Source organism: Sporomusa sp. GT1 (assembly GCF_014634905.1).
GTDB classification, from domain to species: domain Bacteria; phylum Bacillota; class Negativicutes; order Sporomusales; family Sporomusaceae; genus Sporomusa; species Sporomusa sphaeroides.
The window spans coordinates 304,366-327,267 of sequence record NZ_BMBX01000001.1 but is presented as its reverse complement, the minus strand read 5'-3'; the positions used below and the strand labels follow the sequence as shown (position 1 = coordinate 327,267).

General features: G+C 47.8%; 24 protein-coding genes and 1 other RNA gene. 24 read left to right on the top strand and 1 reads right to left on the bottom strand.

Annotated elements, in window-relative coordinates; translation table 11 throughout:
- The first annotated feature begins 16 nt into the window (after nt 1–16).
- The 16 genes from GT1_RS01725 (at nt 17) to GT1_RS01650 (ending at nt 13,552) form a co-directional block, all read left to right on the top strand.
- A complete protein-coding gene (locus GT1_RS01725) occupies nt 17–643 on the top strand; it encodes a precorrin-8X methylmutase (RefSeq protein WP_188396920.1) in 627 nt (208 codons plus the stop codon).
- A gap of 25 nt (nt 644–668) precedes the next feature.
- Complete coding sequence (locus GT1_RS01720; RefSeq protein WP_188396918.1) at nt 669–2,069, top strand: cobyrinate a,c-diamide synthase; 1,401 nt, start codon at nt 669–671, stop codon at nt 2,067–2,069.
- A 1-nt stretch (nt 2,070) separates the two neighbouring features.
- Nucleotides 2,071–2,652: a bifunctional adenosylcobinamide kinase/adenosylcobinamide-phosphate guanylyltransferase gene (gene cobU / locus GT1_RS01715; RefSeq protein ID WP_188396916.1), complete on the top strand. Its 582-nt coding sequence runs from the start codon at nt 2,071–2,073 to the stop codon at nt 2,650–2,652.
- On the top strand, nt 2,645–4,177 hold the full coding sequence (locus GT1_RS01710; RefSeq protein ID WP_188396914.1) for a cobyric acid synthase: 1,533 nt from the start codon (nt 2,645–2,647) through the stop codon (nt 4,175–4,177). The genes cobU and GT1_RS01710 overlap by 8 nt, the downstream gene beginning before the upstream one ends.
- Nucleotides 4,178–4,179: 2 nt before the next feature.
- On the top strand, nt 4,180–5,136 hold the full coding sequence (cbiB, locus tag GT1_RS01705; protein ID WP_188396912.1) for an adenosylcobinamide-phosphate synthase CbiB: 957 nt from the start codon (nt 4,180–4,182) through the stop codon (nt 5,134–5,136).
- A 176-nt stretch (nt 5,137–5,312) separates the two neighbouring features.
- Entirely contained in the window at nt 5,313–6,038 is a 726-nt protein-coding gene (gene cobS, locus GT1_RS01700; RefSeq protein WP_188396911.1) for an adenosylcobinamide-GDP ribazoletransferase, read from the top strand.
- 38 nt (nt 6,039–6,076) lie between these two features.
- Complete coding sequence (locus GT1_RS01695; RefSeq protein ID WP_188396909.1) at nt 6,077–6,961, top strand: GHMP kinase; 885 nt, start codon at nt 6,077–6,079, stop codon at nt 6,959–6,961.
- Nucleotides 6,948–8,036, top strand: coding sequence for a threonine-phosphate decarboxylase CobD (gene cobD, locus GT1_RS01690; protein WP_223225992.1), 1,089 nt, complete (start codon nt 6,948–6,950; stop codon nt 8,034–8,036). Before GT1_RS01695 ends, cobD begins: the two co-directional genes overlap by 14 nt.
- A 4-nt stretch (nt 8,037–8,040) precedes the next feature.
- Complete coding sequence (cobC, locus tag GT1_RS01685; protein ID WP_188396907.1) at nt 8,041–8,649, top strand: alpha-ribazole phosphatase; 609 nt, start codon at nt 8,041–8,043, stop codon at nt 8,647–8,649.
- A gap of 199 nt (nt 8,650–8,848) precedes the next feature.
- A non-coding RNA gene (gene ssrS, locus GT1_RS01680) (6S RNA) lies at nt 8,849–9,025 on the top strand.
- Between the two features lie 141 nt (nt 9,026–9,166).
- Nucleotides 9,167–9,727, top strand: a complete 561-nt coding sequence (locus tag GT1_RS01675; protein WP_188396905.1) for a GDSL-type esterase/lipase family protein — start codon at nt 9,167–9,169, stop codon at nt 9,725–9,727.
- A 123-nt stretch (nt 9,728–9,850) separates the two neighbouring features.
- A complete protein-coding gene (locus tag GT1_RS01670; RefSeq protein ID WP_188396903.1) occupies nt 9,851–10,282 on the top strand; it encodes a peptidylprolyl isomerase in 432 nt (143 codons plus the stop codon).
- Between the two features lie 43 nt (nt 10,283–10,325).
- Nucleotides 10,326–10,715: a CoA-binding protein gene (locus tag GT1_RS01665; protein WP_188396900.1), complete on the top strand. Its 390-nt coding sequence runs from the start codon at nt 10,326–10,328 to the stop codon at nt 10,713–10,715.
- 42 nt (nt 10,716–10,757) lie between these two features.
- Nucleotides 10,758–11,081 carry a thioredoxin gene (trxA, locus tag GT1_RS01660; RefSeq protein ID WP_188396898.1) on the top strand — a complete coding sequence of 108 codons (324 nt, stop codon included), beginning with the start codon at nt 10,758–10,760 and terminating at the stop codon, nt 11,079–11,081.
- Nucleotides 11,082–11,231: 150 nt separating this feature from the next.
- The gene (feoB, locus tag GT1_RS01655) at nt 11,232–13,181 is read left to right on the top strand and encodes a ferrous iron transport protein B (RefSeq protein ID WP_188397501.1); all 1,950 of its coding nucleotides are present in this window, start codon (nt 11,232–11,234) and stop codon (nt 13,179–13,181) included.
- Between the two features lie 122 nt (nt 13,182–13,303).
- Nucleotides 13,304–13,552 (top strand): FeoA family protein, encoded by a 249-nt coding sequence (locus GT1_RS01650; protein WP_188397500.1) that lies wholly within the window; start codon nt 13,304–13,306, stop codon nt 13,550–13,552.
- A 30-nt stretch (nt 13,553–13,582) separates the two neighbouring features.
- Here GT1_RS01650 and GT1_RS01645 read toward each other — a convergent pair whose 3' ends face one another.
- Complete coding sequence (locus tag GT1_RS01645) at nt 13,583–13,780, bottom strand: DUF1858 domain-containing protein (RefSeq protein ID WP_075754880.1); 198 nt, start codon at nt 13,778–13,780, stop codon at nt 13,583–13,585.
- A 253-nt stretch (nt 13,781–14,033) separates the two neighbouring features.
- Here GT1_RS01645 and lgt point away from each other — a divergent pair, with 253 nt between their 5' ends.
- The 8 genes from lgt to murF all read left to right on the top strand — a co-directional run bounded on the left by lgt (nt 14,034) and on the right by murF (nt 22,883).
- Nucleotides 14,034–14,828, top strand: a complete 795-nt coding sequence (lgt, locus tag GT1_RS01640; RefSeq protein WP_188396896.1) for a prolipoprotein diacylglyceryl transferase — start codon at nt 14,034–14,036, stop codon at nt 14,826–14,828.
- 17 nt (nt 14,829–14,845) lie between these two features.
- Nucleotides 14,846–15,676, top strand: coding sequence for a polysaccharide deacetylase family protein (locus GT1_RS01635; RefSeq protein WP_223225991.1), 831 nt, complete (start codon nt 14,846–14,848; stop codon nt 15,674–15,676).
- A gap of 167 nt (nt 15,677–15,843) precedes the next feature.
- Complete coding sequence (mraZ, locus tag GT1_RS01630; RefSeq protein ID WP_083945532.1) at nt 15,844–16,275, top strand: division/cell wall cluster transcriptional repressor MraZ; 432 nt, start codon at nt 15,844–15,846, stop codon at nt 16,273–16,275.
- Nucleotides 16,276–16,307: 32 nt separating this feature from the next.
- A complete protein-coding gene (gene rsmH / locus GT1_RS01625) occupies nt 16,308–17,246 on the top strand; it encodes a 16S rRNA (cytosine(1402)-N(4))-methyltransferase RsmH (RefSeq protein WP_188396894.1) in 939 nt (312 codons plus the stop codon).
- A gap of 35 nt (nt 17,247–17,281) precedes the next feature.
- On the top strand, nt 17,282–17,737 hold the full coding sequence (ftsL, locus tag GT1_RS01620) for a cell division protein FtsL (protein ID WP_188396892.1): 456 nt from the start codon (nt 17,282–17,284) through the stop codon (nt 17,735–17,737).
- 25 nt (nt 17,738–17,762) lie between these two features.
- On the top strand, nt 17,763–19,859 hold the full coding sequence (locus GT1_RS01615; protein ID WP_188396890.1) for a stage V sporulation protein D: 2,097 nt from the start codon (nt 17,763–17,765) through the stop codon (nt 19,857–19,859).
- 137 nt (nt 19,860–19,996) lie between these two features.
- Complete coding sequence (locus GT1_RS01610; protein WP_188396888.1) at nt 19,997–21,511, top strand: UDP-N-acetylmuramoyl-L-alanyl-D-glutamate--2,6-diaminopimelate ligase; 1,515 nt, start codon at nt 19,997–19,999, stop codon at nt 21,509–21,511.
- Nucleotides 21,504–22,883 (top strand): UDP-N-acetylmuramoyl-tripeptide--D-alanyl-D-alanine ligase, encoded by a 1,380-nt coding sequence (gene murF, locus GT1_RS01605; protein WP_188396886.1) that lies wholly within the window; start codon nt 21,504–21,506, stop codon nt 22,881–22,883. The genes GT1_RS01610 and murF overlap by 8 nt, the downstream gene beginning before the upstream one ends.
- The last annotated feature ends 19 nt before the right edge of the window (nt 22,884–22,902 follow it).

Sequence of the window (22,902 nt, the reverse complement as noted above, 5' to 3'; positions counted from 1 at the left end):
TTCGGGAGGGATTATCATGGAATATATAAAAGACCCGATGGCTATTGAAAATCGCAGTATGGAGATTATCGCTCCCTATTTAGACGGTTTCAATTTAGATGAACAGGCAATCAAAGTGTATTCGCGCATTATTCATGCTGCCGGTGACCCCGATTATGCCCGGATTATTAAAATTCATCCGGAAGCCATTGCTTCCGGGCTCGCGGCGCTTAAAAACGGCTGCGACATTTTCTGTGATGTAGAAATGGTTCGCACCGGTATAAACAAGCGCCGGCTGGCCGAACTGGGCGGCCAGGCTTATTGTCTGGTAGCTGATGAAACGGTGGCCCAGGAAGCCAAAGCAGCCGGCATTACCCGGTCAATGGCGGCCATGCGCAAATTTGGTGATAAGCTCAATGGCGCCATTGTGGCCATTGGCAATGCACCGACAGCCCTGTTTGAAGTTTTGACAATGATTAAAGAAAATAATGTCAAGCCGGCCCTCATTGTTGGCGTACCTGTCGGTTTTGTTGGTGCTGCCGAATCCAAGGAACTGCTGCATACCACTTCGCCTGTTCCCTATATCACTGTGCTTGGCAACAAAGGCGGCAGCCCGATTGCAGCAGCTTCGGTTAATGCGGTTATGTATATGTTAGGCCGCTAATTTGCTGAATACAGGAGGGGTACCTATGGGCCAATTAAACATTCCCCGGGTGGTCATTGCCGGAGTCAGCAGCGGCGTGGGTAAAACCACCATTGTAACCGGTATGCTGTCAGCCTTGGCTGAACGCGGCCTTAAAGTCCAATCCTATAAAATTGGCCCTGACTACATCGACCCGGGCTTTCATCGTCTGGCCAGCGGCAAAAGCGCGCATAATCTCGATACCTGGCTGGTACCGCCGGCAACGCTGGCAGAAATCTTTGCCAGTACGGCAGCAGGCAATGATATTGCCGTTATTGAAGGTGTCATGGGGTTGTATGATGGCGGGCGCTCCGGTGTCAGCAGCACGGCCGCGGTGGCAAAAATGCTGAATGCACCGGTAGTATTGGTGATTAATGCCAAGTCTATGGGCGAGAGTGCGGCGGCTATAGCGCTGGGCTTTAAAATGTATGATCCGGAGGTTAAGCTGGCCGGGGTCATTATTAACCGGCTTGGCTCACCAAGCCACAGGCTGATGGTCTGCGAGGCTTTTGCCAGACTGGGAATTCCCGTTATCGGCACCGTATTTCGCAACAACGAGCTGGTGATGCCGGAACGGCATCTTGGCCTGACGCCGGTAACTGAGCAGGATGCGGCTGCCACTGTGGCGGAAATGGGGCGTCAGATAGCGCAAGAGGTTAATCTGGATGCGTTGCTGGCGCTGGCTAAAACCGCTGAGCCGCTGCCAGGCGGCAGCGGGAGTACCGGGAAGCCTGCGGCTCAGGCCAAAGTCCGGATTGGTGTAGCCCAGGATGATGTATTTACCTTTTATTATCCGTCAAGTCTGGAAGTTTTGACTGAGTTCGGAGCCGAGCTGGTACCGTTTAGTCCGCTTGCTGACAGCTGTCTGCCTAAGGTAGATGGGGTGGTACTGGGCGGCGGTTTTCCCGAAATGTTTGTCAGGGAATTATCGGACAATGTCTTGATGAGAAATGATCTGCGGCGTGCGGCAGCAGCCGGCATGCCTGTTTATGCTGAATGTGGCGGCCTGATGTATTTGGCGCGGCAGATTATCGACTTTGACGGCCAGGCCTATGATATGGCCGGAATTATCCCGGCAGTATGCCAGATGCAGTCTAAGCTCGAAACAGTAGGCTATGTGGAAACAACCGCATTACAGGATAATGTGTTATGTACCGGCGGCGAAAGGCTGCGCGGGCATGAATTTCATTTTTCCCGGATGATTCCCGATGTAAGTGCAGCAGAGTTTCCCTGGGCGTTCGAATTTACAAAAATGCGGACAGGAGCCAAATATCCGGGCGGTTATGTGTCCGGCGAGGTATTGGCCTCCTATCTGCATATGCATTTTGCCGGTAATCGGCAAGCTGCCAAGCGGTTTGTCGAACGGTGTATCCGGTATAAGCACCTGACCGGACAGGGAGGGAAATAGTATGGCAGCAAGCATTATTTTGGTTACCGGCGGGGCCCGCAGCGGCAAAAGTACGTTTGCCGAGCGGTATGCGGCGCAAGGCGGCCGGAAGGTTGCATATATTGCTACCGCCCAAATCTATGATGAGGAAATGCAGGAACGGGTAAAGCTGCATCAAAGCCGCCGGCCGGCCGGCTGGCCGACGTTTGAAGCTCCTTACCAGGCCGAACAAGCCATGGCTCAGGCTGTTCAGTGCGCCGAAGCCGTGCTGTTTGATTGCCTGACACTATATACCAGTAATTTGCTCCTGGCTCCGACTGCGCCTGCTGACCGGGAAGAACGCAGGCAAGCTGTACTGACAGCCATCGATAAACTGCTGGCCAGCGCCAGGCAGGATCAGGCGGAGGTAATATTTGTTACCAACGAAGTCGGAGCAGGCATTGTGCCCGATAATGCGCTGGCCCGTGAATACCGGGACGTTGCCGGGCTGGTGAATCAGAAAGTAGCCGGGGTTGCTGATGAAGTATATCTGGTGGTCAGCGGTCTGGCAGTGGAACTCAAAAAAATAGCCGTTAGTCTGGGGGAGGGTGAGCATAATGGCTAAAGCAATTATGCTGCAGGGAACAAGTTCCCATGTTGGCAAAAGTATTTTAACAACGGCCTTGTGCCGGATTTTTAAACAGGATGGACAGCGGGTAACTCCATTTAAGGCACAAAATATGGCGCTTAATTCCTATGTAACCAAAACAGGTGGCGAAATGGGGCGGGCCCAGGTAGCTCAGGCTGAGGCCGCCGGACTGGACCCAGCTGTTGAAATGAATCCGGTATTATTAAAACCTACCGGTAATGCCTGTTCACAGGTCATTGTTATGGGTAAGTCTGTCGGCAATATGTCGGCAAAAGAATATCATTCCGGCTATAGTCTCACCGCACTGGGGGTTGTAACCGAGTGTATTGAGAAACTGCATAATGACTTTGACGTTATCGTGATTGAAGGGGCCGGCAGTCCGGCGGAAGTTAATCTTAAAGCTAACGATATTGTTAATATGCGTGTTGCCAAACTGGCTGCGGCGCCGGTACTGCTGATTGCTGATATCGACAGAGGCGGGGCGCTGGCTTCTGTGGTCGGCACTCTGGAACTGTTAGAGCCGGATGAGCGCGATTTGGTAAAAGGCATTATTATTAATAAATTCCGGGGCGATATTAATTTGCTGAAACCGGCACTGGATTTCCTCGAAACTAAGACCGGTAAACCGGTGGTAGGTGTCATTCCCCATCTTGACCGGCTGGGTATTGATGATGAGGACTCGGTATCACTGGAAGATAAAGGGCAGCCGGCTAAAAACGGTGACCTGGATATTGCCGTACTGCGGCTTCCAAAAATATCGAACTTCACTGATTTTGACGCCATAGCCGGTGAAACTGATGTCCGGCTTAGGTATGTACGGCAGGGAGAAGCCATTGGCAAGCCTGATCTTATCATTCTGCCCGGCAGTAAGAACACTACTGAAGACTTGTTATACCTTCGCAATAATGGTTATGAGCAGGAACTTATCAAGCTGGTAAAAAGCGGCACACCTGTTGTTGGTATTTGTGGTGGCTACCAGATGCTGGGACGGGAAGTGCAGGACCCTGACCATACCGAATCAGACCTGGATAAAGTGATGGGTTTGGGTTTAATTGACAGTATTACTGTTTTTGTCGCTGATAAAGTAACCCATCAAGTTACAGCGGCGGCTGACAATCACAAATTTTTGGGAATTAATTTTAGCGGCGGCAACCTGACAGGCTACGAAATTCACATGGGACGCACCCAGTTTTTGAGCCCTGTTGACCATGCTTTTAGTATTACCACCCGCTCGGGTGAACAGGTAAATATGCCGGATGGTGCTGTTTCAGCAGACGGACTGGTCATGGGAACTTATATGCACGGAATCTTCGATAATGACGCCTATCGGCGGGCTGTGCTTGATGCGCTGCGAGTGCGCAAGGGCCTGGCACCGCTGGGGGTCGTTAAGGATACACAGGCGCTGAAAAATGCCGCCTATGACCGGTTGGCAGAGGTTGTCCGTCAGAATATGAATATGGACTTGGTCTATCGTATTATGAATGAAGCCACTGGTAGCTAGTCATGGAACAGTATGTGGCATTAGGCGCGGTTATTATTGACCGGTTGGTTGGCGACCCGCGTACATCACTTCACCCGGTCGTTATGCTTGGTACGTTTATTGCCTGGCTGGAGCGGCATTTATTGGCTGTCAATCATCCGGCTATGCGTAAAACCATGGCAGGGGCGATATTGGTTGCTATTGTGCTGACAACAGCCTATGGGGTGGCATGGCTGATCATGGCGGCGTTAAGCGCCATTCATTCCTGGGCCGGCTACATCGCCGGCGCAGTGCTGCTGTCATTTGCCATATCGCCCCGCGCTCTGGCGGAAGCCGGGAGGGAGATTGCCGGGTTTCTCAATTCCGGCAATATGGAACAGGCCAGGTTTAAGGTAGGCTGGATCGTTGGACGTGATACGGCTGCTCTTGATACGCCTGAAGTTACCCGTGCCACTGTGGAAACAGTGGCTGAAAATATTGTTGATGGTATTATCTCGCCGCTATTTTATGCTATAATTGGCGGTGTACCACTTGCTTGCCTGTACCGGGCGGTAAACACGATGGATTCCATGGTCGGTTATAAAAATGAAAAATACCGGGATTTCGGCATGGTTGCCGCCCGGCTTGATGATGTGTTTAATTACATTCCTGCAAGAATTACCGGGTTATTGATCATTATGGCCGCCGCACTGCTCAGGCTGGATACCCAAGGGGCCTGGAAGGCTATCAGGCGCGATGCAGTCAAACATCCCAGTCCTAATAGCGGCTTTTCGGAAGCCGGAGTCGCCGGAGCGCTGGGAGTAAGACTGGGCGGTCTCAATTACTATGGTGGAGTGGCTTCTTTCCGGGCCTATATGGGTGAGGCAAAACATGAACTGCGGCCTGTACATATTGAACAAACCATTCAAATTATGTATGTAGTTACCACTCTGTTTATTATAGCTGCATTTGCCTGCAAGGGATTGTTTGCTTTATCCTGAGCGAGATTTGGCTTTTAATGTAGATGGACTACCAGACCAATCATGTTTCTTGCCCTGATAGAAAGTATAACTTTCGCCTGGATAAGGGCAACATCGGCTTCTGCCTTCGTTGAGGCTCGGTGCAAGCCGTGTTTTCTTTATCTCACACGTTACTTTAGGGTGGAGGGAAGCAGAGCTTGAAAGATTTTTTTACCGGACTACAGTTTCTTACGCGTATCCGCATTGTGGAGCAAACCGACTGGTCGCCGGACAGTTTTGGTCGCAGTGTAAAATATTTTACACTGATTGGTGTTGTTATCGGCTTGTTATTAGCTGGTTTGGCTTATGTTTTCGCCCAGTTCCTGCCGTCACATGTACTGGCGGCGGTCATTATTATCGCCGAAATTATACTCACCGGCGGTTTGCACTGCGATGGGTTCATGGATACAGCCGACGGTGTATTTTCAGGCCGCTCACGCGAGCGGATGCTGGAGATTATGAAAGACAGCCGGGTAGGAGCTAATGGTGTAGTAGCCTTCGGCCTCCTGTTATTATTAAAATATTCGCTTATTGCCGATATGGCGCCGGCCACGCTGATTACCGCTCTTTTTCTTATGCCGGTGGCAGGCCGGATGGCTATGGTTATTAGCATCACTTCGTTTCCTTATGCGCGTCCTGACGGCATGGGAAAGGCGTTTGCCCAGTATGCCGGCCGTACTACTTTGGTTATTGCCGGTATTATCGCACTTATAACAATCATTCCGTTTGGTATGCAGGCAGCAATCAGTGCCGGTAGCGCCGTATTGGCCGGAGTACTGTCAGCAAGATATTTTGCCAAGGTGCTGGGCGGTTTAACCGGTGATACCTATGGAGCTATTACCGAGATAACTGAGTTAGTGGCTTTGCTTGTGTTTATCATTTAGCATAAATAAGATTCAATCACTGAAAGGCAGACTTTTCTATGACCATTAAAGTTAAAGCACCTGGCTCATGCGGCGAATTGGTTCAGGGAACGGTAAACGGGATCAATTTTTTGATTACTTGCCCGGTGGACTGGTATTCTGAAGTCTCAATTATTCCTGCCGGTAAATTGACAGGTGTTGAGCCCAAAACAGCGGCAGCTGTTGACAAAACACTTGAATATCTTACTGTTGCCGGTGATTTTGGCATACAAGTAGAATCGGATTTGCCGGTAGGCAAAGGAATGGCATCCAGCAGTGCCGATATCAGCGCCGCTTGTCAGGCTGTAGCTCTGGCGGCCACCGGTGAACGGCTGTCTTGTGACGAAATTGCTGATATTGCTCTGGCCATTGAACCGACTGACGGCATTTTTTATCCGGGAATTATTATGTTTGACCATGTGCAGGGCAAGATTCGCCGCCACCTGGGGAACCCTCCGCCAATGAAAATTGCTGTTTTTGACGCAGGTGGTGAGGTTGATACGCTGTCCTTTAATAAGCGTGAGGATTTAGCCGGCTTAAATCAGGCCAATGAGCAGCCGATTAGAGCGGCAGTTCATTTAGTAGCACAGGGTCTCATAACCGGAGATGCCCGGCTTATCGGACAGGGAGCTACGATGAGTGCCGTTGCCAATCAAAAGATATTATATAAACCTTGTCTTGAACAGGTGCTGCATATTAGCCGGGATTTCGGTGCTGTGGGTGTTTGCGTTGCCCATAGCGGCACAGTGCTGGGGGTTATGTTCTGCGAAAGAGCTATGGCCGGTCACGATGCCTGTATTAAGGAACTGGGCCGTGCCTGTCCGGAAGTTGCTTATCTGAAAACTGTCCGCTTGATCGCCGGCGGACTTATCATAACAGGAGATGATGGCAGTGAACGCGGATAATCATGTTCATGGCGGCAATGTGTATGCCTGGGCACGGGAGCGTGGGGGAACCTTAAACGGTGTGCTGGATTATAGCGCCAATATAAATCCGCTTGGTTTGCCTGCGAGTGTTCAAACAGCTATAGTTCAGTCTGTTGGCCAGGTAATTCACTATCCTGATGTCGAAGCAGCCTTGCTCAAAACAGCAATAAGCAGCTATTATCAAGTCGACGCAGCGTACATAACTGCCGGTAACGGGGCTGTTGAACTGCTGTATGTGCTTGCCCACAGCTTACGCCCCAAACGGGTGCTTATTCCGGTACCGGCCTTCTGTGAATATGAACGGGCGGCCAGGGCGGCCGGGGCCGATGTTGAATACGTGTATGCGTCGCCGGAACATAATTTTGCGCTTGATGTAAAATCACTGTGTGATTACCTGAGCCGGGTTGATATGGTATTTATCGGCAACCCCAGCAATCCTACCGGCACACTTTTGCCGGTAAGCCAGCTTGAACAGTTACTGTTTGCTGCCAGACAAGCTAAGGTCATGGTGGTTATGGATGAATCCTTTATAGACTTTATCATAGATGGCGGCAAATATACTTGCCGGCCGCTGCTTAAGCAATATGATAACCTGGTAATACTCCATTCACTTACTAAATTTTATGCTATTCCCGGCCTTAGATTGGGATTTGCCCTTGCTCATCCCAGACTCACCGCCAGACTCCATGCTGCCAAAGACCCCTGGAATGTCAATTCGTTAGCACAGGCAGCCGGTGTAGCTGCTTTGGCGGATCAGGAGTATCAGCAAAAAAGCCGGGGAATAATAAACTGCGAAAAAGATGCATTGTATGAAGGTCTGAAAGCTTTGCCTGTTTTAAAACCGTTTAGGCCATCTGTCAACTACATATTAATAGATACCAGCTTAAGCGGCCATTCGGCAGCCTGCCTGCGGCAGCGGCTGGCGGCAAGCGGTATCTTAATTCGTGATTGCAGTAATTATCCGGGATTATCTCCGTATTATATGCGGGTGGCTGTTAAATTGGCCGAGCAAAACAAAATGCTGCTCGAACACTTAGAGCAGGTATTGAGGTGAACCCATGACGAAATTAATTATAGTACGCCACGGTCAGACGCTGTGGAATTTGGAACGAAAGTATCAGGGACATAGCGATATTGCCTTAACCGATACCGGACTTAAACAAGCTCAAGCGGTAGCAGAGCGCTTAGCTGAAGAAGCCGTTGCGGCGGTTTATGCCAGTGACCTGTCTCGTGCCTATAAGACAGCCGGATATATTGCGGCTAAACATAACCTGACAGTACATACTGTGCCGCAGCTGCGGGAAATAAAGTTTGGCGACTGGGAAGGCCTCACTTATGAAGAAATTTCGGTGCGTTGGCCGGGACTGTTAGGTAAATTGTGGACAACACCTGATGAATTGCAAATACCTGGCGGTGAAACCTTTCATCAGCTCAAAGCGCGGGCATATACCGCTATTGAAAAAATTGTGGCCGACCATCCGGACCAAACAGTAGCCGTAGTGGCTCATGGCGGTACTATTGGCACAATTTTATGTGCGGTCCTCGATATACACCTAAATCATGTATGGAGTATCAGACAAGATAATACTGCTGTAAATATTATTGAATATTATGATGGCCGGCCGACAATCACCTTATTAAACTGTGTCAGCCATTTTAAAAAATAAGGCTAGTAGTCCGTCAAGTCTAAAGTCAGAGGATTGAATTACTAAAAAGTCAAATAATTAATAACCGCGCGCGCTCAAGGGTGAAATGGCATTAGCCTGATGAAGCCGGCTAATTAAGCTAAAACCCTACTTTTTTGCCTGATTTTCCGCCTTGAGCAAATGCCGCCGGCATGATAAGATACATAATAACAGAAGACGCTAATGCCTGGGGTATTCGTTAACCTCTTATATGTTCAACCGACTCATTTACTTGGGGAGTTAGATGTTACGCAGCTGCCAAGCCTCCTAAGAGTGGAAGGCAAAAACATAACTAGAAAACGCCCACCTGCTGAGAAGCGGGTATGAACATACGAGAGCACGGTACCGTGGGCCGACATAATTATTTAACAAGTGGTACTCCTTCGTGAGAAGGAGAATTTTTTTATGCCTAAACCCATACTCTCGCCATTCCTGGACAAGCTACCTTTAAGAATGGGCAGTATGTTGCTGCTGGTCTTACAAAATTTGAAAAAGGAGGATGGGTACTGTTAATACAGTAAAAATAGTCGCCATAGGCGATTCAATTACATATGGCTTTCCCTATTTGCCAGAGCAATCGTGGTTTTGCTTAGCGTCTAAAGAATTTGATATTGAGCATGTCAATAGTGGTATCAACGGGGATACAACAACTGGTATGCTGAACCGCTTTGACCGTGATGCACTTGGGCATAAGCCTTCGCATGTTATCATTATGGGCGGGACTAATGATGCTTACGAGGGTGTTGAGGTTAGCCAGGCCATTGATAATATTCGAGTTATGGTAAAGCTGGCAGTGGAAAACGGCATTATTCCAATTATTGGTCTGCCGATACCGTGTAATGACTGGTATGCCGAGACTTTGCTGGGTGAATACCGGGAAGTTATTCAACAATATGCTGTCAATAATAGTACTGTCTATATTGACTTTTATTCAGCGATGGTTGACGAAAGCAATGCTGAAATAAAGTCAGGGCTGCATTGTGACGGCGTACATCCCAGTGAGGCCGGTTACAAGGTTATGGCTGGCGTTGCTATTGAGATACTTCGAAAAATGCTCTAACTGCTTCGGCATACGTTTTGTGAAAGGGTATTTTATTTTTTCTGTAAACCTGTTTCCAATTTTGCCAAAGTATACCTAGCTGTGATATAATTGAGATAATTCTATGTAAAAGAGGGATAAACTTTGAAAAAAGCAATTATTGAGATGGATAAAGGCAATGTAATTATCGAGTTATTTGAAAAAGATGCACCCCAGACAGTAGCCAATTTCGAGAAGTTAATCAAAGAAGGATTTTATGATGGCTTAACCTTTCACCGGGTAATTAAAGGTTTCGTTGCCCAGGGCGGTTGCCCCAGCGGCAATGGTACTGGCGGCCCTGGCTATACCATTCCCTGTGAAACTAAAGGCAATCCTAACAAACATGAGCGCGGCTCATTGTCAATGGCGCATCGCGGCCCCAATACCGGTGGCAGTCAGTTCTTTGTTGTATACGAGCCTCAGCCTCATTTGGATGGTGTTCATACGGTATTTGGCAAGGTTATTGAAGGCATGGAAACCGTTGACCAAATTGCCCAAGGTGACACAATGAATAAAGTAACTGTTACTGAGGAATGATTTAAGGGTTATTGCCGTAAAATAACGGTAAGGGGGATACTCTATGAGCCATGTTGATGCAATGCTCCAAATGAAAACCTGGGCCGTTGTAGGAGCTACTAACAACAAGGATAAGTTTGGCTATAAGATTTTTAAAGCATTAAAAGAAGCGGGATATCGGGTGTACCCGGTAAACCCCGGTGTAAGTGAGATACTTGGTGATACCTGTTATCCGGCGCTTAAGGACCTGCCGGTTGTGCCTGAGGTGGTAAATGTCGTTGTGCCACCTAAAATTGGCGAACAAATTATGAATCATTGTGCTGAGCTGGGTATAAAGAATGTTTGGCTGCAGCCTGGTGCCAATGCTGCCAGCGTAGTGATGGCAGCCGCAAATATTGGTCTTAATGTGGTTGATCAGAATTGTGTACTGGTTGAACTTTGCAACCACAAGTAGGATACATACCCGTTTTATAATAATAAAAAGGGGGACTGTCTAATGGCAAATGTAGTCAATACGAATGAAAATAATTTCCAAGAGGAAGTTCTTGACACTGCTAAGCCGGTACTTGTAGATTTCTGGGCACCGTGGTGCGGCTACTGCACCAGATTAGCACCGCTCCTGGATGAACTGGCAGAAGAAATGCAAGATCAAATTAAGGTTGCTAAAATTAATGTTGATGAAAACCGTTCACTGGCGCAAAAATATGGTGTCATGAGTTTGCCGACCATGATTGTTTTTAAAGACGGCGAACAATTGGAAAAAATAACAGGGTATATGCCTAAACCCAATATTGTTGCCAAACTGGAAAAAATAATATAATTTTTTATCCGATGATTAACCGCTCTCCAGTTTCCCGGCCCTTGTGGGCCGGGAATTTTATTTGTCCTGAACGCATATCCACGCCTGTACCGGCATAGGAAATTAGCAGTAGTATTTAACATGGTACTTTTGATAAGCGGGGGATATGGCATGCGAAATACACCGGCAAAAGTTGTACTGGTAGGTTCGCCTAATGTTGGTAAAAGTGCAATATTCAACTATTTGACGGGAAGTTATGTTGCCGTATCTAATTACCCGGGTACTACGGTTGATATTTCAACAGGTCATTTTAACTACGGCAGACGACGCTTTGAAGTCATTGATACGCCGGGGATGTATTCGCTAATTCCGCTGACTGATGAGGAGAAGGTTACCAGACTGTTGTTGGGCAATTTGGTGCCAGATATTGTGATTCATGTTATTGATGCAAAAAACATCCGGCGGATGCTGCCGCTGACCCTTCAGCTTATTGATGCCGGCTTGCCTGTAATCCTTAACTTGAATATTATGGATGAAGCCCGGGATTTGGGGATGTTAATTGACAGGCTGCTATTGGAAAAAATACTCGGAATCCCGGTTATCACTACATCGGCTGTGGAAAGGACAGGGCTGGAAACACTGAAACAAGGAGTTGGCAATTATCAGCGGACTAAGCCGAAGGTTTTTAGCCTGAACGAAGAGTTTGAACAGGCAATTGCCAGTATTAGCAGCAGATTAACCCGGCCATATGGTTTTAGTAAGCGGATAACTGCGCTCTTGTTACTGCAGGGTGATACTATGATGTCAGATATTGCCCGGTCGGAGGCAGCCTGGCCGGAAATCGCCGATACCATCAAGCAGCTGTCAGGGCAAAAAAAAGGCAGCCTTGAGGCTAGCGCGGCGGCATTGCGGCAGGAGGTTACCGATAAGATTATCAGTAAGGTGGTTAAGCAGGCGAGTTTTAAACGCCGGCCGACAGAAAGGCTGGCAGGCTGGCTGGGCAAAATAACCAGACAACCGGTAAGCGGGATTCCTATCCTTTGCCTGGTACTTTACTTTGGCTTATATCAATTTGTTGGGAAGTTTGGTGCCGGTTATCTTGTCGATTATCTTAACAATAGCGTATTTATACCGCTGATTAACCCGATAGCCGAGCAGCTTGTTGGCAGCAGTATTCCGTGGGAGTGGGCACAAGGGCTGCTGGTAGGGGAATACGGCATTTTTACCATGGGATTTCGCTATGCATTGGCAATTATTTTACCCATTGTCGGGACATTTTTTCTGATGTTTGCGGTATTGGAAGATACCGGCTATTTGCCAAGACTGGCAATGTTGGTGGATGCCGTCTTCCGGTATTTTGGCTTAAATGGCAGGGCTGTCATCCCGCTGACTTTGGGATTAGGCTGTGGCACGATGGCGGTAATGGTTACCCGCACTCTTGAAAGTAAACGCGAACGGCTGCTGGCTACCTTCCTGCTGTCGCTGGCCATACCCTGTTCGGCTCAACTAGGGGTAGTACTGGCACTGTTATCGCATAATACTGCTGCCGTTACGATCTGGAGTGTATATATGCTGATTGTTTTTATTGCTGTCGGTTGGTTGAGTGCCAAAATTGTGCCGGGAAGTCGCAGCGCTTTTTATATGGAGCTGCCACCGCTTAGGCTGCCGCTGGTCAGTAATGTTATAAAAAAGGCCTATAGCAGAATGGTATGGTATTTAATGGAGATATTGCCGGTATTTATTGTAACAAGCATGGTGCTGTGGGCTGGTCATCACAGCGGGGTTTTACATACAGTAATTACATGGGTTGAGCCTGTGATGGTATTTGTCGGCTTGCCGCCGGCAACAGCTCAGGCATTCTTATTGGGATTTTTTCGTCGTGACTATGGTGCCGCCGGGTTGTATGACCTGGCGGCTCAGGGCAAACTGACCGATTCTCAATTGGTAATTGCCGCCATAGCGATAACCCTATTTGTCCCCTGTGTCGCTCAATTTGCCGTTATGGTTAAGGAACGCGGCCTATTCGGGGCTATAGCTATGGTGCTGCTGATCATTATAATTGCCTTTGGTTCGGCTGCGGTGGTGCATCATATTCTTAACCTGTTGCCTATTCGGATATAGTAAAGAGTTTGTGCAAACACGGCAGGGATATATAATGCGTTAAGGCTTTGCAGGCGGGTAGTGTGTTGGCAAAGCGGAATATACAGAATAATAACATGTTGAAACTAAAGGTGAGGGATGCTATGACAGAACAGTCTGTAACTGCACTCAAAGCCGGTGAAAAAGCCAGGATTGTGGCAATAACCGGGCAAGATGTCAGGACTTTGCGCAAACTTACCGTGTTTGGTTTGTTGCCCGGGGTAGAGATTGAGATGGTACAGACATCACCGGTCTATGTTCTCAGGATTGGCAATACGGAACTGGCGCTGGATTATGAAGCGGCAGTTGGTCTTGCTGTTGTCAGCTGCCGGCAGGAGAAAAAGGAGAAATAAAAACAGGGCCATATTGCCCTGTTTTTATAATTATGCATTTACAGCTTTGTTTAAATCGTCAATCAGCGCAGTTACGTCAATGCCGTGGGCAGCAGCGCCCTGTTCGATATTCTCGAAGCGGGCAGCAGCGCAACCCAGGCAACCCATGCCATAGTTGCGGAATACCTGAACAGTCTGCGGATATTGTTGAACAACATCAACGATGCTCATGTCTTTAGTGATAGTCATTGTAACAGCCTCCTTAAATTACAGTTAAATGGAATATGTTGGTAACATAATTAATTATATCACACTTGACTAATGCTTGTCATGACTTTATTATGAATTTAGTAGCAGCGTGATGGTGCATGACAACTGATAAGGGCTTAGCATTGTTCACTACCGGTGCTTGGCCGCACTACTGTATTAGTATCGTATTATCGATATTTTTTTATGTGTTTTTTACGCTTTCCACGAAATTTAATCAGTATTAGGAGCTTCCATGGGAAAAATTGCTTTTTCAATAGGCACCATTCATTTTAGCTGGTTTGGGCTTATTTTAGCCACCGCCATTCTGGCAGCATGTGCCATAAGCTGGTATCAGGTTCGTTTACGCCGTGAAAATGTGGATACTTTACTGGACTTAACCCTGTATAGCATACCTATAGGAATATTTTCCGCCAGATTGTATTATGTTGTTGTAAACTGGCAGTTATATGCCGGCAATCCCCGGGAAATTTTGCAGCTATGGCATGGCGGCCTAGCCATCCACGGTGCGTTAATTGGTATTGTTTTAACGATTTGGCTATATTCGTTAATCAACAGAATTTCTTTTTGGCGCTGGGCCGATATCGTTGTACCAGGGCTCGCTTTTGCCCAGGCTATTGGCCAATGGGGGAATTTTATCAACCAGGATGCCTTCGGTTATCCGACAGACGCAGCCTGGGGTATCTATATTGATTACATATACCGTCCACCGGGGTATGAGCAATTCGATTTTTTTCATCCTACTTTTTTATATGAATCCGGTTGGGGCTTAGCTATATTTATCTTACTTATTGCAGTAAGCCGGCTAACAATTAAAAAACCAAGCACACTGGCATCTGGCAGCCTGCTTTTGCTGTATTTGATTTTATACTCGCTGGGCCGCTTGGTTATTGAGGAGTTCCGGCTTGACAGTGAAATGCTGGGAGACTGGCGTTTGGCCCAGATAGTCAGTGCTATTATCCTAATATGGAGCGGAACCTTGCTGGCTTGGCGTAATAAAAAGAGACGGAAAAATAGTGAAGTGGTTTAACAGAGGGAGGAAATACGGTGGTTCGTTTTAGCCGGCGTCAGGGATGTTTTATGATTATGGGACTTATTTTTTTATTGCTGCTGGCATCATCCACAATTAGTACCACGGCTGTGGTAGCCGGACACAATCGTAATCGCGACATAGGTGCGGCGCTTGATGATGTTCCTATCTTAAATTATCATAAAATTGATACGCTGCACCATGCGCTGTCTATTTCGCCCCAGGATTTTGAGGAGCAAATGGACTATCTGTCCCGTAACGGTTTTACCACCATTACGCCGGACGAATTGATGGCTTATCTCAACCATGGCAAGGCATTGCCGGAAAAGCCGGTTCTAATTACCTTTGATGATGGTTATCTGGATAATTATACCAACGCGTATCCGATTATGAAAAAATACGGTTTTACGGCAACAATCTTTCTGATTACCAATTTGGTGGGACATGATGAACGCTATCTGACCTGGGAGCAAGTGCGGGAGATGCAGCGCGACGGCTTTGTTTTTGGCTCCCATACCGTATCACATAAGGCGCTTACTGCGCTTTCCCGTGAGCAGGCTCTGGAAGAACTGCTAAGTTCGCGCCAGGAAATTGAGCGGCAATTAGGCAGCAAGGTCAGATATTTTGCCTATCCCACCGGCGCATATAATTCGCAGGTGGAGGAAATGGTGAAACAAGCAGGCTATAAGGCGGCTTTTACTATCCGTTTTGGTCAGGCAGGCGCTGAAAGCAATCCGTATGCGTTGGAGCGCATACCTATCTTTAGAGGACAGCAGACTTTCCGCAGCTTTTTTGTCAGGCTTAATGCCGCGCCGGTGTTGGAACGGTTTGGGTTGATACGGAACTAACAAGGTACCAGTATTAAAAACATGGGACTTAGGTCTCCATTTAATGGATTTTTTTAGAATCTTGCAGATTATAAGCAGGATTTTTTTTTTTTGCCCAGAATAGTCTAAAAAAGTGGTGTAAAGTGGTGGAAAGTGGTTATATTTTTCTTATGGTGGTGATGACAGCCGTGTTTATGGGTGAATACCTGCATACCATTGACAATAAAGGACGGCTGATTTTTCCCGCAAGATTCCGTGAGGAGTTGGGAGAAACCTGTATTGCCACTAAAGGATTAGATAATTGCTTATTTGTATATACCCGGGATGAGTGGGCTATCCTAGAAGAAAAATTGAAAAAGCTGCCATTGGCTAAGCCGGAGGCCAGAGCTTTTGTGAGATTTTTCTTTTCCGGAGCGGCTGAACTGGAATGCGATAAGCAGGGCAGGGTGCTATTGCCAGCCAATTTACGGGAGCATGCTCAATTGGACAAGGATGTGGTTGTCATTGGCGTATCGACCCGGATTGAGATTTGGGATAAAGCGGCCTGGGATGAATATAACCGGCAGATTAATCCTACGGTTACTGCTATTGCGGAGAATTTAGCTGATTTAGGCATTTAATTATAACTATAACCGAAACGAGTGGGTAAAGAGTGCGAGACTTTGAACATACCAGTGTATTATTAAAAGAAAGTGTTGACGGTATATTTTCTAATCCCCGGGGAATTTATGTAGACTGTACACTTGGGGGCGGGGGTCATTCGGCCTGTTTGGCTGCACAGTTAGCACCAACCGGCTGGTTAATCGGCATCGACCAGGATCCGTCAGCCGTGGAAGCCGGCAAGCAGCGTTTATCAGGAGCTGCCTGCCGGATAAGTATTGTTCAGGATAATTTCCGCAACTTAGGTTCGGTGTTAGAGCATTTAGAGACCGGTTTGGTGGATGGCATTTTGTTTGATTTGGGAGTCTCATCACATCAACTGGATGTTGCTGAACGGGGCTTTTCCTACATGCAGGATGCGCCGCTTGATATGCGGATGAATCCTAATGCCGATTTTTCCGCCTATGAGGTTGTCAATAGCTACAGTGAACAGAATCTGGCAGCTGTTATTGCCGATTATGGGGAAGAACGCTGGGCAAAGCGAATTGCTCAATTTATTGTTGAAAATAGAGCCAAAAGCAGTATTGAAACAACAGGGCAGCTGGTGGAGGTTATCAAGAAGGCTATTCCTGCCGGAGCACGCCAGGGCGGCCCGCATCCTGCCAAAAGAACCTTTCAGGCCATTAGAATCGAAGTGAACAACGAACTGGGAATTTTGCGGGATACTTTTATCACCGCAGTCGACAGACTGAAGCCGGGAGGACGTATCGGGATCATCACCTTCCACTCGCTGGAAGACCGGATTGCCAAACAGACGCTCCAGGAGTTGGCCAAAAACTGTGTCTGTCCGCCCAAAATGCCGATTTGTATTTGCAATACGAAAGCAAAGGTTAAGGTGCAGGGTAAACCTATCCTGCCATCGTCCACCGAGCTTGAATATAACCCACGGGCCCGGAGTGCCAAGCTGCGGTTAGCCGAAAAGTTAGCATGATAAATTGTTCTAAATAGTGGGGAGGAGCAATAAAGATGTTAGTACAGAAAAAACAAGAACTGTATGTTTATGAACAAGAAGCCGCTTCACCTGCGCCGAAGATTGTGCAAAAAGCTGACAAACAATTGCGTGTTAAGTGTCTGATATTAGTTTCCATGGCGATACTAATTGCTGTGGTTACAACTATGCAAAGTGCTGCCATTGTTCAAGCAGGCTATGATTTAGTGAAAGTTAAAAGCCAGGTAGCAAAGCTGGAAAAAGAAAATGAGCTCTTGCGTCTGGATATTGCAAAATTGAAATCACCGCAGCGTATCGAAGCCATTGCGATGAACGAGTTAGGCATGGTTATCCCTAGGAATGCCTATTTCGCAGCGGCAGCCACACCTTCAGCCGATCAGTCCTTAACAGTGCCTGTCCAGCCGGAGAGTATTGCTGAGCAGATGCTGAGCGCAATCAAAGTACATAAAGCGGAGGCGAGTAAAGGGCGGTAATTTAGACGATGGGGGAGATATATAGGTGGCATCTGTTTCGCATGTTACCATCAGGAAGAGGGTGGCTTTCCTTTTTCTTGTCATATCGGTAATTATGGTGGGGTTGATTGGTCGCTTACTCTATCTCCAGTTTTATAAGAGCGCCTGGCTTTCGGAAAACGCTGTTGATCAACGCATACGTGAAATTCCTGTTGAAGCCAAACGAGGCATTATTTACGACCGAAATGGCCGCGAACTTGCGGTTAGTGTCAGTACTGAATCTGTATATGCAATACCAGCCGAAATACGGAATCCTGAAGAAACAGCAGCCAGTCTGGCTGCTATTTTGGCGTTGGATGAAACTAATCTTAAAAACAAGCTAAAAAGGCGCCAGGCTTTTACCTGGGTCAAACGAAAAATTAATGCTGAGACAGCCCGTAAGGTACAATTGCTTAATATTCCGGGCATTGGTCTGACACAGGAAAGTCAACGCCATTATCCTAATGATAATTTGGCTGCCCATGTTCTGGGGTTTAACGGGATTGACAGCCAGGGTTTAGATGGTGTGGAAATGACGTTTGACAGCTATTTAAAGGGACGTTCCGGCAGTATTGTCATCGAATATGATGCCAGGGGCCGGGAGATACCGCACGCTTCACACCGGTTTGTAGCTCCTGTTGAAGGAAATGATATTTACCTTACCATTGATGTGGTTATTCAGCAGATTATTGAGCGTGAACTTGAACGGGTGATGAAAGAGACTCAGGCCAAAGCGGCCACGATTATTGCCATTGATCCACGTGACGGCAGTATTTTGGCCTTGGCCAACAAACCGGATTATAATCCTAATAAATTCAGTGAGTATTCCCCTAAACTTTGGCGTAATATTGCCGTTTCCAACTCCTATGAGCCTGGATCAACCTTCAAGATTATTACTACTTCTGCCGTTATGTCAGAACATACTGTAAGACCGGAAGACAGGTTTTTTGATCCTGGTGAAGTGGAAGTGCAGGGACGCCATATTCACTGCTGGAAACATGGGGGGCATGGCAGTCAAAGCTTCACCGAAGTGGTACAAAACTCTTGCAATGTCGGTTTTGTTACTGTAGGATTGCGGTTAGGACGGGAGTCCTTTTACAAGTATATTGACGACTTTGGCTTTGGCCGTCACACCAATATTGATTTGCCGGGAGAAGCAAAGGGTATTACTATTGACCGTACTAAAGCAACGCCGATTAATATTGCAACCATGTCAATCGGGCAGAGTATCGCGGTTACTCCTGTTCAACTGGTTACCGCGGTAGCAGCGGTGGCCAATGACGGCAAGCTGTTAAGGCCGCAGATTGTCAGAGAAGTGAAGGACAAATCCGGGCAGGTTATCAGAGGGTTTCAGCCGGACGTTGTCCGGCAAGTGCTTGATACTTCGGTAACTAAGCAAGTTAATGAAATATTGGAGTCGGTAGTATCGCAAGGTACCGGGAAAAATGCATATATTGAGGGGTTCAGGATTGCCGGAAAAACGGGTACGGCGCAAAAGGTCGGTGCAGGCGGATATTCACCTGACAAATATGTGGCGTCTTTTGTCGGGTTTGCGCCGGCTGACGCCCCCCAGGTAGCTCTGTTGGTGATTATTGATGAACCTGTCGGGCTTTACTATGGCGGACAAATTGCCGCCCCGGTATTTGGCGCCGTAATGAAAGATGTATTGCAATATCTCAAAATTAGCCCCCAGTTGTCCCCGTCGGCAAAATCCGGGACGACCGAGGCCCATGTACTGGTTCCCAGCTTAATTAATTTAAGCGTTCCGGAAGCTGTGGCGGAACTGAAAAAAGCCGGCTTGACTCCACGGATAGAGGAAGCAGGCGATAGAATAGCCGATCAGATTCCTAAGCCTGGCAGCCGCATGCCGCCTGGCGGCGGGGTATTGCTGTATACTATGACGCCAAGGTATGTGGCCGGTGAGGTTACTGTGCCGGATCTAACCGGACGGACACAGCGGGAGGCAGCTGATATGCTGGCAGAACTAGGCTTTGTCATTAATCCGGTTGGAATAGACGGTAAAGACGGCAAAGTTATCAAACAAGATCCTTTGCCTGGCAGTAAAGTGTTATCAGGAACAAGTATTGACGTCTATTTTGAGTAGCGGCATTTTATTCTCAGAATGTCAATAAAGATTTTTTGTATATTTTGTATACTATATATAACTGATTTTGGTAAAAATAGTATAATGGGGTTATTGATTCACTAATTTTTTTCGTAATGTAGGCAGGAGGAATTTTTATGGCCAAGAAATTAGAACAATTGGTGGCATTATTGCCGCAGCCTGTGGTAGGGGGACGGCTTGACCAAACCATTGCTGCGGTGGCGCATGATTCCCGTAAAGTGGTTCCCGGGACTATGTTTTTTTGCTTAACCGGCGTTCATGCTGACGGGCATGATTTTGTTGCCGAAGTTGCCCGGCGTGGTGCAGTTGCCGTCGTAGTGGAAAAAGATGTGCCAGAGCCGCCAGATGCGGCGATAACCATTATTAAAGTAGCAAGCACCCGGGCGGCCATGCAGGCGGTTGTACCCTATTTTTATGACTATCCGGGACATAAGCTCCGGATGATTGGGGTAACAGGCACGAATGGCAAAACGACGACCACGTATTTGATTCGTAGTATTTTACGGCAAGCTGCTTATAAAGTCGGCTTAATCGGGACCATTCAGACATTGATTGAAGACAGAGTGCTGCCTGTTAAAAATACCACTCCTGATGTCATTGAACTGCAAAGCACACTGGCGGAAATGGTTGATAGCGGCATAGACTATGCTATAATGGAGGTTTCCTCTCACGCATTGGCGCTAAACCGGGTGGCCGGTTGCGAGTTTGATGTTGGTGTCTTTACCAACATGACCCAGGATCATATGGATTTTCACCAAACTTTTGAGAATTATATTGATGCCAAAGCCGGGTTGTTTCGCTCCTTAAGCCGGCCGCAAAACACCAAAACAGGTAAAGCCGCGGTAATTAATTTCGATGATAGCGCCGGTGTGCCAATGGCCGGATATTCATCTTGTCCGGTAATAAGTTATGCTGTTACGAATAATGCGGTTTTAACCGCGGCCAATATTGACGTTAAGTCGGCAGGCGTCAGCTTTGACATTCATGGGCCCTTTGGCAAAAGAGAACTAAAGCTCAGTATTACCGGGATGTTTAATGTGTATAATGTATTAGGAGCAGTAGGAGCCGCCTTGGCGGAAGGTGTTAACCCGGAGACAATTAAACAAGCGCTTGAGGAGTTTACCAGCGTACCGGGGCGATTTGAACTGGTGCAGGCCGGGCAGCCGTTTACTGTTATTGTTGACTATGCCCATACGCCTGATGGTTTGGAAAATGTGCTCAGAACAGCAAAACAGTTTGCTGCAGGCAAAATCCTGGTCGTCTTTGGCTGCGGCGGGGACCGCGACCGCACGAAACGCCCGGTTATGGGCAAACTGGCCGTGCAGTATGGTGATATAGTCATCGCTACCTCAGATAACCCCCGCAGTGAAGACCCGGAAAAAATATTGGCAGATATAGAAGTCGGGATCAAAGAAGCCTTAGCCGGCAATCAGGCCGGCAAACAGTATGAGAAAATTGCTGACCGCCGCCAGGCAATTGCCCGGGCGATAGCACTTGCCGAGCCTGAGGATGTTGTGCTTATCGCCGGTAAAGGTCATGAAACATATCAGATTTTGGCAGACAAAACAATTGATTTTGATGACAGGCAGGCAGCCCGTGAAATTATCAGGGAGATGAAAAAGAATGGCTGATTTTACGTTGCCAGAGGTGCTGAAGGCCACGGGCGGCCGTTTGGCTGCAGCCAGCGGCGGAAAATTATTCAGGGGAATTACTACCGATACCAGGAAGCTTCAGCCTGGCAGCTTGTTTATTGCGTTAGTGGGCGAGCGTTTTGACGGCCATGACTTTATTGCTCAGGCTGTGGCTAAAGGGGCGGCCGGGGTGATTGCCGGCAGGCCGGTTCAGGTACCTGACAATGTCGCGGTGATCGAAGTAGCAGATACTTTGGCGGCCTTGCAAGCGTTAGCCCGGTTTCACCGGCAGCGATTTCTTATTCCGGTCATTGCTGTGACCGGTTCTAATGGCAAGACAACGACAAAAGATATGCTGGCCGCGGTGTTGTCCAGTAGATTTAATGTGCTTAAAACCGAAGCCAATTTCAATAATGAAATTGGCTTGCCGCTTACTTTACTAAAGCTGGAAGCCAGTCACGAAGCGGCTGTTGTGGAAATGGGCATGCGCTCGCGCGGTGAGATTTGCCAGTTAACTGAGATTGCCTTACCCACCGTGGGGGTTATTACTAATGTCGGAGAAACTCATATGGAGATTCTTGGTTCTGTCGAAAATATTGCTATGGCCAAGGCCGAGCTTGTGGAAGCAATTACTCGCAATGATTTGGTGGTTCTCAATGCCGATGATCCTCATGTACGGGCCATGGATACTAAAACTGAGGCAAGAGTGGTGTTTTACGGCTTGCAGCCGGAAGCAGTTGTGAGGGCTGAAAATATCAGCAACAACGACAATGGTGAGTTAGTAACCAAATTTGACTGCTGTAGTCCGCGCGGTTCTTTTCCGGTTGTTTTGCATACCGTGGGAATCCATAATGTATATAATGCGCTTGCTGCTATCGCAACCGGCTGGGAGCTGGGATTAAAGCCTGCCGAGCTGCAAGCAGGTATTGGCAGTTTTGTTCCGGGTGCGATGCGGCTTGAGGTAAAAAAATATGGAGAATACACGGTTGTCAATGATGTATATAATGCCAGCCCTTTATCTATGGCGGCGGCGCTTGATACTTTGGCGGCCATGACCCGGGGCCGCAAGATTGCGGTACTGGGGGATATGCTGGAACTGGGCGAGGCTGCCAAGGAAGCGCACCGCCGCATCGGCAGGCAGGCGGCGGCGCTGGGTATTGACATTGTGCTGACAGTGGGGGAATTAGCCAAACATATTGCCGATGCTGCCTGTGAGGATGGCGTAAAAGCCACACAGGCTTTTGCCGGACACCAGGAAGCCACTCTGGCTTTGCGCGGCCTGCTTCAGCCAGGGGATTACATTTTGCTTAAAGGTTCCCGCGGGATGAAGATGGAAACTATGCTGGAAGCGTTTAACGATATCTTGCTGTAAGCAGCAGTGAGCCGATACA

Coding starts and splice junctions, on each gene's coding strand:
- feoB (WP_188397501.1), top strand. CDS start 11,232: ATGCGAAATACACCGGCAAAAGTTGTACTGGTAGGTTCGCCTAATGTT.
- GT1_RS01725 (WP_188396920.1), top strand. CDS start 17: ATGGAATATATAAAAGACCCGATGGCTATTGAAAATCGCAGTATGGAG.
- ftsL (WP_188396892.1), top strand. CDS start 17,282: ATGTTAGTACAGAAAAAACAAGAACTGTATGTTTATGAACAAGAAGCC.
- GT1_RS01645 (WP_075754880.1), bottom strand. CDS start 13,780: ATGACTATCACTAAAGACATGAGCATCGTTGATGTTGTTCAACAATAT.
- trxA (WP_188396898.1), top strand. CDS start 10,758: ATGGCAAATGTAGTCAATACGAATGAAAATAATTTCCAAGAGGAAGTT.
- GT1_RS01695 (WP_188396909.1), top strand. CDS start 6,077: ATGACCATTAAAGTTAAAGCACCTGGCTCATGCGGCGAATTGGTTCAG.
- GT1_RS01610 (WP_188396888.1), top strand. CDS start 19,997: ATGGCCAAGAAATTAGAACAATTGGTGGCATTATTGCCGCAGCCTGTG.
- cbiB (WP_188396912.1), top strand. CDS start 4,180: ATGGAACAGTATGTGGCATTAGGCGCGGTTATTATTGACCGGTTGGTT.
- cobU (WP_188396916.1), top strand. CDS start 2,071: ATGGCAGCAAGCATTATTTTGGTTACCGGCGGGGCCCGCAGCGGCAAA.
- GT1_RS01720 (WP_188396918.1), top strand. CDS start 669: ATGGGCCAATTAAACATTCCCCGGGTGGTCATTGCCGGAGTCAGCAGC.
- cobC (WP_188396907.1), top strand. CDS start 8,041: ATGACGAAATTAATTATAGTACGCCACGGTCAGACGCTGTGGAATTTG.
- murF (WP_188396886.1), top strand. CDS start 21,504: ATGGCTGATTTTACGTTGCCAGAGGTGCTGAAGGCCACGGGCGGCCGT.
- GT1_RS01650 (WP_188397500.1), top strand. CDS start 13,304: ATGACAGAACAGTCTGTAACTGCACTCAAAGCCGGTGAAAAAGCCAGG.
- GT1_RS01675 (WP_188396905.1), top strand. CDS start 9,167: ATGGGTACTGTTAATACAGTAAAAATAGTCGCCATAGGCGATTCAATT.
- GT1_RS01710 (WP_188396914.1), top strand. CDS start 2,645: ATGGCTAAAGCAATTATGCTGCAGGGAACAAGTTCCCATGTTGGCAAA.
- GT1_RS01665 (WP_188396900.1), top strand. CDS start 10,326: ATGAGCCATGTTGATGCAATGCTCCAAATGAAAACCTGGGCCGTTGTA.
- lgt (WP_188396896.1), top strand. CDS start 14,034: ATGGGAAAAATTGCTTTTTCAATAGGCACCATTCATTTTAGCTGGTTT.